Genomic DNA, 15072 nt, shown 5'->3' with positions numbered 1-15072 from the left:
CGATGACCGAGGCGCAGGAATCCGAGCACGGCGGGCCGTCGGTGCCACAGACCCGCACCGCCCGCCACCGACGGATCGTGGACATCCTGAACCGGCAGCCGGTGCGCTCACAGAGCCAGTTGGCCAGGCTGCTGGCCGACGACGGGCTGAGCGTCACCCAGGCGACGCTCTCCCGGGACCTGGACGAGCTCGGCGCGGTGAAGATCCGCAACACCGGAGGCGAGCTGATCTACGCGGTGCCCAGTGAGGGCGGTTTCCGTACCCCGCAGGCACCGCTCGGCGGGTCCGCGAAGGAGGAACGGATGCGCAGGCTCTCCTCCGAGCTGCTCATCTCGGCGGAGGCCTCGGCCAACCTCGTGGTGCTGCGTACGCCGCCGGGCGCCGCCCAGTTCCTCGCCTCGGCCATCGACCAGGCCGAACTGCAGGCGATCCTCGGCACGATCGCGGGTGACGACACGCTGATGCTGATCAGCCGTGACCCGAACGGCGGCCAGGCGCTGGCCGACCACCTGCTGCGGCTCGCCCAGAACGAGCGCTGAGCGGCGGCCCGTCAGTAGCGCGTGATCGCGGTCGGGCCGGACTCGGTCCCGACCGCGATATGCGGACGCCGCGCCGGCTCCGCCCAGGCCAGGATCCGGTCCATGTCGGCGGCCGGCACGGAGACACAACCCGCTGTCGCCCCCTTGCCGTTGACGTGGAGGAAGATCCCGGCACCCCGGCCCCGTACCGGCCGGTGGTAGTTGAAGCCGATCACGAGCGCACGCGCGTACTGCGTCCCGTACGTCACCAGATGTTCGGCCTCGTCCGCCCGGCAGTCCGCCGACAGCGGCTCCACCCAGCGGTTGTACGCGCGCGACGCGTTGTCCTGGCACCACCACGAGCGCTCGTTGACCAGGCGGTACGGATAGCGGGTCCCGGCCGGGGCGGCAGCGACGCCGAAGGCGTACGGCAGGTCGTACAGGCCGGTGGGCGTGGTGTTCGTGCCCTGCGTACGCGCGGCACCCTCGGTCAGTCCGTTCGCCCCGAAGCGGGCAGGTGCGGAACCCGCACGGACCCATGTACCCGACCGCCGGTCCCACCACGTGACCGTGCCCGTGGTGGAGTCCGTGCCCGGGGCCTCGGCGGTGATCAGTTGGCTGCCGCCGCCCGTGTCGGCCAGCCGTTCAGGGAGGGGTGCCGGTTCTGCCGGCCGGGCCGCGAGGGACGCCAGTGCCAGCAGAACCGACACGGTCACCAGGGATCTGCGCATGTTCCGGACCGTACGGCCCGCGGCGGCGCGGCCCCACCGCGCCTGCTCCGTACGGCCCAGCGCCTCACCCCGCGGACGGCGCCGGCAGGGCGGGCAGCGGCAGGGGAAGACCCGGCAGCCCGTCGATGCTGGTCGCGATGTGCTCCTTCTTCCCGAAGTACGCGCTCAGGCTGGCGTCGTCCTCCCGCCTGAAGCGGTCGGCGTGCAGGGAGCGGTCCTCGTCGTACGCCATGAAGGGCACCCCGTATCCGCAGCTGTCCCGGATCAGTTCGGCCGTCACCACGATGATCGCGCGCAGGCCGTGCGAAGCCGGGTCGACCGAGGGGAAGTGGCCGAGCAGGGCAGGGAACCGCGGATCGTCGCGGAAGACCGGCTCACCGCGGCCGTGCACACGCACGATGTTCGGCGGCCCCTGGAAGGCACACCACATCAGCGTGATGCGTCCGTTCTCGCGCAGGTGGGCGACGGTCTCGGCGGTGCTCCCCGCGAAGTCGAGGTAGGCGACGGTCCGTTCGTCGACGACGGCGAATGAACCGCTGACGCCCTTGGGGGAGAGGTTCACCGTGCCATCGGCGTCCAGAGGGGAGGTGGCGGTGAAGAAGATGTGCTGCTCCTCGATGAAGGTCCGCAGCCGTCCGTCGATACGCTCGTACGTTTTTCCCATGAAGTGAAGTATCCGTCGCCGGACGACTCGCCCGTAATGCTTCTCATCCACCGGAACTGAAGGGCGGCAGCGGCTCGTAGCGGGCACGCTGCGCCTCGTGGGCGACCTCGGGGTCCTCGTCGTCCTCCATCGCGGCCAGTACGCGTTTGCGCAGAGCGAGGCTGTGGGCGCAGAGCAGGCGGAGGGCGGAACGCCGCACGTGCTGGGGGCGGCCGGGGGCGACCAAGGAGGCCAGCCACTCCTCCGGGACCAGCAGGACGTACGGGACGAGCGCCTTGCAGGCGGTGCGCACCACCGGCGGATGCGGGTCGTCCATGGCGGCCATCAGCTCGTCGGGGGAGACCGCGTCCAGCATGCGCAGGGCGGCGAGTGCCGCGGCGCGCACCCGGCCCTCCGGATGGGCCGTCAACGGCCGCAGCAGGGCCGTCGCGTCGGGCGCTCCGGACTCGGCCAGGCCGAACAGGGCTCCCGGCGGCAGCCCGGAGGCGGCGCGACCGGCGCACATCGCGCGGTAGACCTCCCCCGGGTCGCGGCCCTCCAGCCGCAGGACCAGGCGGGCGGCGGAACGCACGCGGGCCGACTGATCGACCAGGCGCGACTCGGCCTCCGGGCCGCGGTCCGCCCGGTGCAGGGCCATCACCGCGGAGGACCGCGTCACGGCCGAGGAGGCCCCGAGCAAGGGGTCCAGGAGCCGCTCCGGATCACCTGCGGTGACCTGCGCGAGCAGTTTGTCGGTGCACCGGTGGCGGACGACCCGGTCCGGGGCGGTGAGGATGAGCTCCGTCAGCCCGGCGGGCGTGAGCAGGTCCCCCTCCAGGGCCAGTCGCGCCCCGAGGACCCGGACCTCCGGCGCATGGCTCGCGCAGAGCATGCCCGGCAGTCCCGGCAGGGGTCCCGTGGCGGCCAGGACCCGGTCCAGGGCCCAGCCGCCGTGCGGGAAAAGGGTCAGACGCAGGGCCAGGGCCACCAGGTCCGAGGGCTCCGCCTCCGACGCCTGCAGGGTCGCACGCATGATCCGGCGGGCCCGCTCCCGTACCCGTACGTGACGGTCGGCGCAGCGGATCAGCAGCAGGGGCAGGAGGGGCGGCTGCCCGGGGGTGAACGCCAGCGCGGCCTCGCGGACCTGCCACCGGCGGTGGCAGAGGGCGATCGCGGTCTCCGCCTCACGGGGCGGGAACTGCGACCAGGTGACGTCCTTCGCCTCCTCGTCCCAGCGGGGTGCGCTCGACCAGTCGACCGACCCGCGTCCGCCTGCATGACGCTCCCGGAGCAGGGACACCAGCGGCAGGACCCCGCTCCGCCGCGCGGTCTCCGACCGTATCCGCCGGTCGAGCTCGACCCATGCCTCCGGATCGGGCGTGTCCAGTGCCGCGGCCAGGGGCTTGCCCAGCAGGAGTCGGTCCTGCGGGGAGAGGTACAGCGTGGGCGACAGAGGGATCACGTTCCGCATGAGCCCAGCCTAGGGATCACACGCGCCTCCCACCAGCAGCTTTGACAAACCATACAGAGGGCTGCATAGTTATGCCTACCAGTGACTGCACCGCACAGGGCTTCATCGGGATCCTCGGCCTTTCCTCGAAGATCGCGGCCACGTGCGACCTCGTCCGATCCCCGAGTCACCCACCGCCTCCCCTCCGTACGCGTGCGGGGAGGCGGTCGCACATCCCACCCTTGCACTCCCGAGGAGCACGCAGTGAGCAACGGCACCGGCAACAGCGACGTACGCCTCTGGGGCGGCCGTTTCGCCGACGGACCCGCCGAGGCGCTGGCCAAGCTGTCCGCCTCCGTCCACTTCGACTGGCGGCTCGCCCCGTACGACATCGCCGGCTCCCGTGCCCACGCGCGGGTGCTCAACAAGGCGGGTCTGCTCACCGAGGACGAGCTCGACCGCATGATCGCCGGCCTGGACTCGCTCGAAGCCGCCGTCGCCGACGGCTCGTTCACCGGCACCATCGCCGACGAGGACGTCCACACCGCGCTGGAGCGCGGCCTGCTGGAGCGTCTCGGTCCGGACCTCGGCGGCAAGCTGCGGGCAGGCCGGTCACGCAACGACCAGGTCGCCACGCTCTTCCGGATGTACCTGCGCGACCACGCCAGGATCATCGGCGGGCTGATCGCCGAACTCCAGGACGCGCTCGTCGGGCTGGCCGAGGCCCACGCCGACGTGGCCATGCCCGGCCGTACGCACCTGCAGCACGCCCAGCCCGTGCTGTTCGCCCACCACGTCCTGGCCCATGTGCAGCCCTTCATCCGGGACGCCGAGCGGCTGCGGCAGTGGGACGAGCGGACCGCCGTCTCCCCGTACGGCTCCGGCGCGCTGGCCGGATCGTCCCTCGGGCTCGACCCGGAGGCGGTCGCCGCCGACCTCGGCTTCGAGCACGGATCCGTCGCCAACTCCATCGACGGCACCGCGTCCCGGGACTTCGTCGCCGAGTTCGCGTTCATCACCGCGATGATCGGCATCAACCTCTCCCGGATCGCGGAGGAGATCATCATCTGGAACACGAAGGAGTTCTCCTTCGTCACCCTCCACGACGCCTTCTCCACCGGGTCATCGATCATGCCGCAGAAGAAGAACCCGGACATCGCCGAGCTGGCCCGCGGCAAGTCCGGCCGTCTCATCGGTAATCTGACCGGGCTGATGGCGACCCTCAAGGCCCTCCCGCTCGCGTACAACCGCGACCTGCAGGAGGACAAGGAACCCGTCTTCGACTCCTGCGACCAGTTGGAGGTCCTGCTCCCCGCCTTCACCGGCATGATGGCCACGCTCACCGTCAACCGTGAGCGCATGGAGGAGCTGGCCCCGGCCGGCTTCTCGCTCGCCACGGACATCGCCGAGTGGCTGGTCAAGCAGGGCGTCCCGTTCCGGGTCGCGCACGAGGTCGCAGGCGAGTGCGTCAAGGTGTGCGAGCAGCAGGGCATCGAGCTCGACGAACTGACGGACGAGCAGTTCGCCAAGATCTCCGAGCACCTCACCCCCGAGGTGCGCACGGTACTCGACGTGCCCGGCGCGCTCGCCTCCCGCGACGGCCGCGGCGGCACGGCCCCGTCGGCCGTCGCCGTCCAGCTCGCCGAGGTGAAGGCCGACCTCACGACGCAGCACGCCTGGGCGACCGCGCGCGGCTGATCCGGCGGCATCGCGGGCTACGTTGGTCGGGCAGGTACATGAAACCGACCAGGAGGAGTCCGCGATGCCCTTCGCCCGCCTGAACCGAGCGACCACCCCGACCGCCCACATCGGGCTGGGCCTGGCCGCTGTCGGCAGGCCCGGTTACATCAATCTGCACCGGGACCGGGACCTGCCCGCAGACCGCAGCGCGGACGCGCTGCGCTCCCGCACCCACGACCTCCTGGACGCCGCCTACGCGCAGGGCGTCCGGTACTTCGACGCGGCCCGCTCCTACGGCCGTTCCGAGGAGTTCCTCGCCGACTGGCTGACCGCGCGGCCCGAGGTGACGGACGTGGTCATCGGCAGCAAGTGGGGCTACACCTACACCGCCGACTGGCGCGTCGACGCCGAAGCGCACGAGGTCAAGGACCACAGCCTCGCCACGTTCGAACGCCAGCGCGCCGAAACGGCCGGACTGCTCGGCGAACGGCTCGACCTCTACCAGATCCACTCGGTGACCGCCGACAGCCCGGCACTGAGCGACAAGGACCTGCACGCGCGCCTGGCCGCGCTGGCCGCGGAGGGCACCACCGTCGGTCTCTCCACCAGCGGCCCCGCCCAGGCCGACGCCATCCGGGCCGCCCTTGCCGTCACGGTGGACGGCGAGCCCCTCTTCCGCACCGTCCAGGCCACGTACAACGCGCTGGAGACCTCCGCGGAGCCGGCGCTCGCCGAGGCGCACGACGCCGGGCTCACCGTCATCGTCAAGGAGGCCATGGCCAACGGCAGGCTCGCCGGGACCGAGGCTCCCGCCGTCGTCCGGGAGATCGCCGCCGAGGCCGAACTGGGCGCGGACGCCGCCGCCCTGGCCTTCGTGCTCCACCGGCCGTGGGCGGGCGTCGTGCTGTCAGGAGCGGCCACCGTCACCCAGCTCGCCGGCAATCTGCACGCCCCCCTCCTCGACCTGGACGCGGACCGGCTGGACCGGCTCGACGCCCTGGTGGAGGAGCCGGAGGCGTACTGGCGGCACCGCTCCTCGCTGCCCTGGAGCTGAGCCGGCATCACGCCCAGGCGGCGAGTGCGTCGAAGTCCGCCCGCACCAGCCCCACCCGGGGATCCACCGGACGCAGCAGCGCCCGCCCCGGGTGGTGTCCCGCCACCCAGCCCGTGTCGAGATCCGTGATCTCGTCGTCGACCCAGGCGAACGGCCTCCCGGCCGCGTACTCGACGACGTACCGCGTCTTCCAGTACGTCCCGTCCGCGGTGGCACCGTGCATCGCGGGCCAGTCGATGTACGGCAGCGGGGGCAGCCCGAGGTGCGGGCCGATCCACTCGTTGGCCTCGTCCTTCCAGGTGGTCGCCCAGACGAGTTCGTACCGGTCGGTGAGGGCCAGCAGTTCGTCGCCGTGCTCCGGGTTGAGCAGGACCGGCAGCGCCGGCCCCGCCGTCCACCCCGTCGGCCGCATGGTGTGCCGCCGGTAGCCCTCGGGCGCCCCGCGGCGGGACAGCGCCATGTACGGATTGAGCGGGCCGTCGATGTCGATCAGCAGCAGCGGCTTCATCGCCTCATGGTGCCCCTGTCCCCGCCCGACAGGGTGGAAGGCGTCAGGAGCTCGTGAGGATGACGAGCTGCTGGGTCGCCCGGGTCATCGCGACATAGCGGTCGACCGCCCCTTCGACGCCCTCGCCGAACTCCTCCGGGTCGACGAGGACGACCAGGTCGAACTCGAGCCCCTTCGACAGCTCCGGGGTCAGCGACCGGACGCGGGACGTCGAGCGGAATGCCGGATCGCCGATGACGCAGGCGATCCCGTCCGCATGCTCGGCGAGCCAGGTGTCGAGGACCGAGCTCAGTTCCGAAGCGGACCCGTGCACGACGGGAACGTTGCTGCTGCGGATGGAGGCCGGAACATTGGCGTCCGGGAGCACGGCCCGGATGACCGGCTCGGCCTCCGCCATGATCTCCTCCGGCGTCCGGTAGTTGATGCTCAGTGAGGCCAGGTTGATCCGGTCGATCCCGACCCGCTCGAGACGTTCCTGCCACGACTCCGTGAACCCGTGCCTGGCCTGGGCGCGGTCCCCGACGATGGTGAAGCTGCGGGACGGGCACCGGAGCAGCAGCATCTGCCACTCCGCGTCGGTCAGTTCCTGGGCCTCGTCCACGACGACGTGGGCGAACGGGCCGGCGAGCAGGTCCGGTTCGGTGCCCTGCAGTGCGCTCTCGTCGATCAGGGAGTCCTGCAGGTCCCGGCCGTGCAGCATCCCCAGCGCGCCTTCGCTCTCGTCGATCACCATGTTCTGCATCATGCTGGTGATGGACTCGGCCCTGCGCTCGCGCTCGTCGGCGACAGCGGCCTCGTTCCGACGCCTGCGCCGCGCCGCCTCGGGGTCCCCGACCCGCTGTCGAGCCGCGTCCAGGATCGGCAGGTCGGACACGGTCCAGGCCTGGGCGTCGCGGCGCTGCAGACGCTTGATGTCATCGGGGCCGAGCCAGGGAGCGCACTTGCGCAGGTAGGCGGGTACCGACCACAGGTCTCCGACGAGGTCGGCCGCTTCGAGCAGCGGCCACGCCCGGTCGAAGGCCGTGAGCAGGTCCCTGTTCCGCAGCAGCGACTTGCGCAGCAAGTACTCCGAGCCTTCGCCCTCGTACTTGTCCATCAGGATCGTGAGCAGTTCCTCCCAGACCTGGTCGCGCGCCTCGTTGTGCGGGGCACCGGGTCCTGCTGCTTCGAACGCCACGGCCCAGTCGGCGGCGCTCAGCCGGATGTCGGACCACTGGGTCGTGACCGTCATCCCCTCGGTCGGCGGCTCCTCGTAGAAGCTGACGGCCGCCTCCACCGCCTTCACCAGGTTCGCGGACGACTTCAGGCGGGCCACCTCCGGGTCGGTCTCCACGGCCGCCGCGGCTCCCTCGGTGACGAGATCCCGCAGGGTGCAGGTCTGTACGCCCTCCTCCCCGAGGCTGGGCAGGACGTCGGCGACGTAGCCGAGGTAGGGCTGGTGCGGACCGACGAACAGGACGCCGCCCCGGCGGTGACCGAGGCGGGGGTCGGAGTAGAGGAGGTAGGCGGAGCGGTGCAGCGCGACGACGGTCTTCCCCGTGCCCGGACCGCCGTCGACGACGAGGGCGCCACGTGATCCCGCGCGGATGATGGCGTCCTGGTCGGCCTGGATGGTGCCGAGCACATCCCGCATCTTGGGCGACCTGTTGCTGCCCAGGCTGGCGATGAAGGCGGACTGGTCGTCGAGCGCGGCGTGCCCGGCGAAGCCGTCCGGGGTGAACACCTCGTCCCAGTAGTCGCTGATGCGGCCGCGTGTCCAGCGGTACCTGCGGCGGCTCGCCAGACCCATCGGGTTGCCGTGGGTGGCCCCGAAGAACGGCTCGGCCGCGGGTGAGCGCCAGTCGAGCAGCAGCCGGCGGCCCGAGCTGTCCGTCAGGCCCAGACGTCCGACGTAGACCGGCTCGGAGGTGTCCGCACCGACCATGTGCCCGAGGCACAGGTCCATGCCGAAGCGACGCAGTGTGCGCAGACGAGCGGTCAGCCGGTGGATTTCGCTGTCCCGGTCCATGGCCTGCCGGCCGATGCCGCCGGGGGTCCTTCGTTCGGCGGCGAGGCGGTCGGACAGTTCGGCGATCGACTGCTCGAGGCACTCCGCGATGGCCGCGAAGTGCCGCTCGTCGCCGGCGATCAGTGCCGGGTCGGCCTTGGGGGAGAGGCGGTCGGGAAGGTCGAATGCGCTGGTGGTCAGCGGGTTCACGGCGTTGGCTCCGATCTGAGGTCGCTTGCAACCGTTGCGCGCAGCAAGGTGCCTGGACCGGCGTGAAGAATCTGGTGTCCGTGGCGGGCATCGGCCACCAGGGGTGTTGAGGTCTCGTGCTCTGTGCTTCCGGGTTTCCGGGCCGGCGTTCCCGCGTGGCTCACGCGGACACGGGGTGTCGTTCGTCGGCCACCCGTCCGGCCCAGTACGGCCGGGTCACCACCACCGGAGGTGCGTCGGCCCGGATGGCCGTCACCGCGAGTCCCATCAGCGGTTCGGCCTCCCCGCCCGGTCCATACGCAGACGACAACGCGCGCACGTCGTTGCTCCCTCATTTCCGCAGGTAGTGGCTTCGGCGGATGATTCTGCGGCATGACCGGGGCCTTGCCGCAAGGCCCCCCGTGCGCTATATGTTGAGAGTGGAAAGGAGTGGGTGCTCCTCTTTTCCCTCTGCCGTCCGCTCCGGACGGACAGCCTCCTCGTACATCCGCGGTGTGCAGCCTACGAGCGTACGCCGGTGCCGCGGCTCAGGAGAATCTCCCGTCGGCCCACGGATGCGGCCGCGGATCCAGAAGTCGTTCATGATGACCCGTACCGCCGCGGGCTGCGACACGACCCGGCCTCGCTATGAGACGTCCATGTCTCATTTGGGTTAGTGTCGTCTCATGACTCTCGACCGTGAGCAGGTGCTGCGCAGCGCCGCCGCACTGCTGACCCGTAGATCCACCGCCACCATGGACGAGGTCGCCAAGGCCGCAGGCATCGGCCGCGCCACCCTGCACCGCCACTTTGCCGGACGGGATGCGCTGGTCAGGGCATTGGAGAACCTCGGCATCCAGGAATTCGAGGCCGCACTCGACACCGCCGAGCTCGACGAGGGAACCGCCGAGGAAGGCCTGCGGCGCCTCGTCGCCGCCGTCGAGCCCGCTGCCGGGCTGCTGTCCTTCCTCGTCAACGAGAACCAGCTCTTCGAGGGCGATCAGGTGAACGAGGGCTGGAACCGGCTCGACGCCCGCGTCTCCGCCTTCTTCCGGCGCGGCCAGGAGCGCGGCGAGTTCCGGATCGACCTCACACCGGCCTGGCTGACCGAGGCCCTGTACGGGCTCATCGGCACCGGCGCGTGGGCCGTACAGGCCGGGCGCGTCGCCGGACAGGACTTCCAGTACATGATCGTCGAGTTGCTGCTCGGCGGAGCACGCCGGAGCGTGGAGAAATGACCAGCACCGAGCACCGCCCCGGCATCTCGGGCGACCCGTACCACCCGGGGCGGTGGATCGCCCTCGCGGTCCTCGTCCTCGCCGTCCTGCTGGTGGCCGTCGACGCCACTGTCCTCGGCCTCGCCACCCCGTTCCTCAGTGAGGACCTCGAACCGACGGCGACCCAGTTGCTCTGGATCGGCGACGTCTACTCCTTCGTCATCGCCGGACTCCTCGTCTCCATGGGCAGCCTCGGCGACCGCATCGGCCGCAAGAAGCTCCTGCTGACCGGGGCCGCCGCCTTCGGCGCGGTCTCCGTGCTCAACGCGTATGCGAACAGCGCCGAGATGATGATCCTGGCCCGGGCGCTGCTGGGTGTCGCGGGAGCCACCCTGATGCCGTCCACGCTCGCCCTGATCCGGAACCTCTTCCACGATCCGCGCGAGCGAAGCTTCGCCATCGGCATCTGGGGTGCCATGGCCTCCGCGGGCGCGGCGGTCGGCCCCGTCATCGGCGGTGTCCTCCTCGAGCACTTCTGGTGGGGCTCGGTCTTCCTGATCAACCTGCCGGTGATGGCGGTCCTCGTGGCCGTGGGCATCAAGATGATCCCCGAGTCGAAGGACCCGGCGCCGGGGCCGTGGGACGTGCCCAGCGTGGGGCTCTCCCTCATCGGCATGGTCGGCGTCGTGTACGCCATCAAGGACCTGGCGGCGCACGGCATCAGCTGGGCCGTGGCTCTCGCAGCCGTGGTGGGTGTGCTCGCGCTCGTCTGGTTCGTACGGCGGCAGTTCCGGCTCCCCGCACCCCTGCTGGACATGCGGCTCTTCCACCACCGGGGCTTCTCGGGCGCGGTCGTCGCCGACCTGCTGACCATCCTCGGCCTGTCCGGACTGGTCTTCTTCCTCTCCCAGTTCCTGCAGCTGGTTCAGGGGCGCAGCCCGCTGGAGGCCGGGCTCGCCGAACTGCCCGCGGCGATCGGCGCGGTGACCGCGGGGCTGCTGGCGGGCCGGGCGGCCCGCCGCTTCTCGGTCCGGTCCGTCGTCGCGGGCGGGCTGGCGGCGATCGGGCTGTCGCTCGCGGTGGTCACCCTCATCCACAAGGAGACCGCGTATCCGCTGATCGGAGCTCTGCTCCTGGTGGTCGGCGTCGGCGCCGGATTCTCCTTCACCGTCACCGCCGACGTCATCCTTTCCAGCGTCCCCCATGAGCATGCCGGCTCCGCGTCCGCCGTCTCCGAGACGGCGTACGAGCTCGGCGCGGCCCTCGGTATCGCGCTGCTCGGCTCCATCGTCACCAGCGTCTACCAGGGCTTCGCCACACCGGAGGGAGTCCCGGCGGACACCTCCGCGGCGGCCCACGAATCACTCGGCGGTGCCGTGGAATCGGCCGAGGCACTACCCGCCCAGCAGGCGGAGGCACTGGTCTGGGCCGCGCAGGAGGCGTTCGTCAACGGGCTGAGGGTCGCCGCTGGCGTCGGCGCCGCGGTGCTCCTGGCGACCGCCGTATCCGCGTGGTACCTGCTGCGCGGCCAGAAGCTGGAGGAAGGCATCGTGCCGGACGGCAGGCCGTAGGGCCTTCACGCCGGCCACAGGGTCCACCCGAGCGGCGGACACACGAAAGGGCCCGTACCCCCGCCATCCGGAGGTACGGGCCCTTTCACGCCGGGCGCGGCCGGGTCAGGCGGCCTTGGCCTTCGTTGCGTACATGTCGACGTACTCCTGGCCGGACAGCCGCATCACCTCGGCCATCACCGAGTCCGTCACCGCCCGCAGCACATAGCGGTCGCGGTCCATGCCCTCGTAGCGCGAGAACTCCATCGGCTCACCGAACCGGACCGTCACCTTGCCCGGCCGGGGCAGCCCGGCGCCGCCCGGCTGCAGCTTGTCCGTGCCGATCATCGCGAACGGCACCACCGGCGCACCCGTCATCAGCGTCAGCCTCGCGATGCCCGTACGGCCCCGGTAGAGCCGGCCGTCGGGGGAGCGGGTGCCCTCCGGGTAGATGGCGAAGGCGTTGCCCCCGTCCAGCACCCGGCGGCCCGTCATGAGGGCGGCGACGCCTCCGCGGCCCCCGTCCCGGTCGACCGGGATCATTCCGCAGCCCGTGAAGAACCAGGCCATCAGACGGCCCTTGAGGCCCTTGCCGGTGACGTACTCGTCCTTGCCGATGTAGAACACCGGCCGGTCGCAGCAGATCGGCATGATCATCGAGTCGATGAACGTCAGATGGTTGCCCGCGAGAATCACCGGCCCGGTCCCCGGAATGTTCTTGGCGCCTTCCACCTGGGGGCGGAACATCAGGCGCAGGATCGGTCCGAGCACTGCCTTGATGACCGTGAGTCGGGACAACGCATCCTCCGGTGTTGTGGCCGGGCCGGCCGGGTCGGGAATTTTAAGGGTCTGTGCAGGTGAGGACGATACTCGTGGGTACCCCCGAATCGCACATCGGGTTCACCGAGTGGATACGCAGTGTTGACGTGTGTTTCCGCCATGTTCGTCCACGTGCCGCCCCACCGATGGCGTAGCTGCCTACGATCAAGCCACTCGAGCCTCTCGTACGGATGGGGCCGGGCTCGCGTGCGGCTTTACCCCGTCTCCTGGTCGTCGGGCAGCGCCTCCGCCCCGCGATCCACGGCACCGGACCCCGGCCCGATCCGGCCTGTTCCAAGCGGAAGACCCCGGCTCGACAGGTGCCGGACATCACATGCGAGGAGTACACATGACAGAGCGTGCGCAGGGTCCCGGCCGGCGGACACTGCTGGGAGCGGCCGTCCTCGGTACGGCAGCCCTCGGACCGATCGGTACGGCGAACGCGGCCGAGCACGGCCGGGCCGCACAGGGCGGCGGCCACGGCTCCTACCGGGACCTGCCCGTGCCGACCGTCATCGGCCACCGCGGCGCCAGCGGCTACCGGCCCGAGCACACCCTCGGCTCCTACCAGCTGGCCCTGGACATGGGCGCGCACATCGTCGAGCAGGATCTGGTGCCGACCAAGGACGGCCATCTCGTCTGCCGACACGAGAACGACATCACCGGCACGACGGACGTCGCGGACCACCCCGAGTTCGCGGGCCGCAGGACGACCAGGACGGTCGACGGGGTCTCCCTCACCGGCTGGTTCACCGAGGACTTCACCCTCGCCGAACTGAAGACGCTGCGCGCCAAGGAGCGGATCCCCGGCACCCGCCAGGAGAACACCCTCTACGACGGCCGCTGGGAGATCCCCACCTTCGAGGAGGTCCTGCGCTGGGCAGACAAGGAAGGACGCCGGCGCGGCAAGCCCGTCTGGCTGTACGTCGAGACCAAGCACCCCACGTACTTCCGGAGCCTCGGGCTCGGTCTCGAGGAGCCGCTGGCCCGGCTGCTGCGCCGCCACAACCGGCACCGCGCGCACTCCCCGCTGATCCTGCAGTCCTTCGAACCGACCTCCGTGCAGCGGCTGTCGAAGCTCGTCGCCACACCGCGCGTCGTCCTGCTGTCCGGACCGAAGGAGCGGCCCTGGGACTTCGTCGAGGCGGGCGACCCGCGTACCGTCGCCGACCTCGTGAAGCCCGCCGGGCTGACGTGGATCGCGTCCTTCGCGCAGGGCATAGGCCCGACGCTGGACCTGGTCATCCCCAAGGACTCGGCGGGCCGGCTCACCACACCGACCACCCTGGTCCGGGACGCGCACGCGCGCGGCCTGATCCTGCACCCGTACACGATGCGCAACGAGAACTCCTTCCTGCCGGCGGACTTCCGGCGCGGCACGGACCCGAACGCGTACGGCGACGCCTTCGGCGCCCTCCGTACGTACTTCCAGGCCGGCATCGACGGGGTCTTCTCGGACAACCCGGACACCGCGCTGCTCGCGGCGGCCGACTTCGCCGGGGACGCCGCCGGCCGCTGAGCCACCTCCGTCAGCGGCCAGGCCGGGATGCCCCGGTCGGGTGGAGCTCCCCGTGCACGGCAACCGGCTGTGGACGGGGAGCGTTGACGGGGCATGACGCTTCTCGATCAAGCTCCCGCGGCCCGGGGCCCGCTCTCCCCGGCCGCTGTCGTCCGGGCCCTGCTCCCGCTGGTGCGCGCGGAGGCGACGGCCGAGGCCCCGGCCGCCGAGATCGATCCGGCGGACCTGGAACAGGCCGTGTGGCTGCGGCTGCTGGAGCGGCCGGCGGGGCAGGGGGCACCCGCGGATCCCGCCCGCTGGGTCCGCACCGCCGTACGGGCGGAGGTGCGCCGCGCCCGCCGCAGAGCACGGCGCGAGCGCGCGTACACAGCGGGCGAGCCGCCGGGAGACTGGAGCGGCTGCCCGGAGCGCCTCGCCCTGGGTGCCGACGAACGCCGGGTGCTGCGTGCGGCGGTGGACCGGCTGCCCGGCCGGTGCCCCCGGCTGCTGGCGGCGATACTCGCTCCCCACGATCCGACCTACCGGGAAATCGCAGGGGAGTTGGGTATGTCACAGGGAAGCTTGGGCCCGATCCGTTCCCGATGCCTTGGATGTCTGCGCAGAATGCTCGCGGCGGAGGTTGTAGCTCCTGAAGTGCGGGGATAGGAGCGGTAGACAACCGGCGGACCAGGTGAGCGGGAGGCATGCACACATGGGCATGAGCGTGACCATCTCGGCGGCGACAGCACAGGACGTCGAGCAGATCTTCAAGCTTCAGTACCTCTGCTTCCAGAGCGAGGCGGAGCTCTACGGCAACTACCGGATCGACCCACTCGTCCAGACCCTCGAATCGGTACGCGGCGAAGTCGCCAGGGACCTGGTCTTCGTGGCCCGGCTCGGCGAGGAAGTCGTCGGTTCGGTACGCGGCTTCACCGACGGGGACAGCACCGGCCTCATCGGCAAACTCTGCGTCCACCCCCGGCTCCAGGGGCACGGCCTCGGCGCACGTCTGCTGCGCGCCGCGGAATCGGGCCTGGCCGACGGGCGTTCGGCCAGGCGCTTCCGGCTGCACACCGGAGAGCGCAGCGAGGCGAACCTGCGGCTCTACAGCAAGGCCGGCTACTCAAGGGTGGGCAACGCCACCGGCGAGGACGGCGTTCGTCTGATCCTGCTGGAGAAGGACGCTGCCGCACCGGTCTACGTGGCCAGTGCCTGAAGGACCGCGGCG

General features: G+C 71.1%; 15 protein-coding genes. 8 read left to right on the top strand and 7 right to left on the bottom strand.

Annotated features, from left to right (window positions below):
* The first annotated feature begins 2 nt into the window (after nt 1-2).
* The gene (locus OG844_RS06610; RefSeq protein WP_329212851.1) at nt 3-539 is read left to right on the top strand and encodes an arginine repressor; all 537 of its coding nucleotides are present in this window, start codon (nt 3-5) and stop codon (nt 537-539) included.
* Between the two features lie 11 nt (nt 540-550).
* On the opposite strand, the gene OG844_RS06605 is transcribed toward OG844_RS06610, so the two are convergent.
* The 3 genes from OG844_RS06605 to OG844_RS06595 form a co-directional block, all read right to left on the bottom strand.
* Nucleotides 551-1249 carry a L,D-transpeptidase gene (locus tag OG844_RS06605; protein WP_406388742.1) on the bottom strand — a complete coding sequence of 233 codons (699 nt, stop codon included), beginning with the start codon at nt 1247-1249 and terminating at the stop codon, nt 551-553.
* 64 nt (nt 1250-1313) lie between these two features.
* Nucleotides 1314-1913, bottom strand: a complete 600-nt coding sequence (locus tag OG844_RS06600) for a pyridoxamine 5'-phosphate oxidase family protein (RefSeq protein ID WP_406388740.1) — start codon at nt 1911-1913, stop codon at nt 1314-1316.
* Nucleotides 1914-1956: 43 nt separating this feature from the next.
* Entirely contained in the window at nt 1957-3363 is a 1407-nt protein-coding gene (locus OG844_RS06595; RefSeq protein WP_406388739.1) for a HEAT repeat domain-containing protein, read from the bottom strand.
* Nucleotides 3364-3606: 243 nt separating this feature from the next.
* Here OG844_RS06595 and argH point away from each other — a divergent pair, with 243 nt between their 5' ends.
* Both argH and OG844_RS06585 read left to right on the top strand, forming a co-directional pair.
* Complete coding sequence (gene argH / locus OG844_RS06590; protein ID WP_406388737.1) at nt 3607-5040, top strand: argininosuccinate lyase; 1434 nt, start codon at nt 3607-3609, stop codon at nt 5038-5040.
* Between the two features lie 64 nt (nt 5041-5104).
* On the top strand, nt 5105-6076 hold the full coding sequence (locus OG844_RS06585; RefSeq protein ID WP_406388735.1) for an aldo/keto reductase: 972 nt from the start codon (nt 5105-5107) through the stop codon (nt 6074-6076).
* Between the two features lie 7 nt (nt 6077-6083).
* On the opposite strand, the gene OG844_RS06580 is transcribed toward OG844_RS06585, so the two are convergent.
* The 3 genes from OG844_RS06580 to OG844_RS06570 form a co-directional block, all read right to left on the bottom strand.
* Nucleotides 6084-6584 carry a hypothetical protein gene (locus tag OG844_RS06580; RefSeq protein ID WP_406388734.1) on the bottom strand — a complete coding sequence of 167 codons (501 nt, stop codon included), beginning with the start codon at nt 6582-6584 and terminating at the stop codon, nt 6084-6086.
* A gap of 43 nt (nt 6585-6627) precedes the next feature.
* On the bottom strand, nt 6628-8781 hold the full coding sequence (helR, locus tag OG844_RS06575) for an RNA polymerase recycling motor ATPase HelR (RefSeq protein ID WP_406388732.1): 2154 nt from the start codon (nt 8779-8781) through the stop codon (nt 6628-6630).
* A 160-nt stretch (nt 8782-8941) separates the two neighbouring features.
* On the bottom strand, nt 8942-9100 hold the full coding sequence (locus tag OG844_RS06570) for a hypothetical protein (RefSeq protein ID WP_406388730.1): 159 nt from the start codon (nt 9098-9100) through the stop codon (nt 8942-8944).
* A gap of 346 nt (nt 9101-9446) precedes the next feature.
* On the opposite strand from OG844_RS06570, the gene OG844_RS06565 reads away from it, so the two are divergent.
* Both OG844_RS06565 and OG844_RS06560 read left to right on the top strand, forming a co-directional pair.
* Complete coding sequence (locus OG844_RS06565; RefSeq protein WP_406388728.1) at nt 9447-9998, top strand: TetR/AcrR family transcriptional regulator; 552 nt, start codon at nt 9447-9449, stop codon at nt 9996-9998.
* Nucleotides 9995-11548, top strand: coding sequence for an MFS transporter (locus OG844_RS06560; protein ID WP_406388726.1), 1554 nt, complete (start codon nt 9995-9997; stop codon nt 11546-11548). Before OG844_RS06565 ends, OG844_RS06560 begins: the two co-directional genes overlap by 4 nt.
* 105 nt (nt 11549-11653) lie before the next feature.
* On the opposite strand, the gene OG844_RS06555 is transcribed toward OG844_RS06560, so the two are convergent.
* Complete coding sequence (locus tag OG844_RS06555; protein WP_329212861.1) at nt 11654-12325, bottom strand: lysophospholipid acyltransferase family protein; 672 nt, start codon at nt 12323-12325, stop codon at nt 11654-11656.
* 370 nt (nt 12326-12695) lie between these two features.
* On the opposite strand from OG844_RS06555, the gene OG844_RS06550 reads away from it, so the two are divergent.
* The 3 genes from OG844_RS06550 to OG844_RS06540 all read left to right on the top strand — a co-directional run bounded on the left by OG844_RS06550 (nt 12696) and on the right by OG844_RS06540 (nt 15060).
* A complete protein-coding gene (locus OG844_RS06550) occupies nt 12696-13865 on the top strand; it encodes a glycerophosphodiester phosphodiesterase (RefSeq protein WP_406388724.1) in 1170 nt (389 codons plus the stop codon).
* A gap of 93 nt (nt 13866-13958) precedes the next feature.
* Nucleotides 13959-14510, top strand: a complete 552-nt coding sequence (locus OG844_RS06545; RefSeq protein WP_406388722.1) for a sigma-70 family RNA polymerase sigma factor — start codon at nt 13959-13961, stop codon at nt 14508-14510.
* A gap of 46 nt (nt 14511-14556) precedes the next feature.
* On the top strand, nt 14557-15060 hold the full coding sequence (locus OG844_RS06540; protein ID WP_406388720.1) for a GNAT family N-acetyltransferase: 504 nt from the start codon (nt 14557-14559) through the stop codon (nt 15058-15060).
* The last annotated feature ends 12 nt before the right edge of the window (nt 15061-15072 follow it).

Source organism: Streptomyces sp. NBC_00887, assembly GCF_045207585.1.
This window is presented reverse-complemented; position numbering and strand designations above follow the sequence as displayed.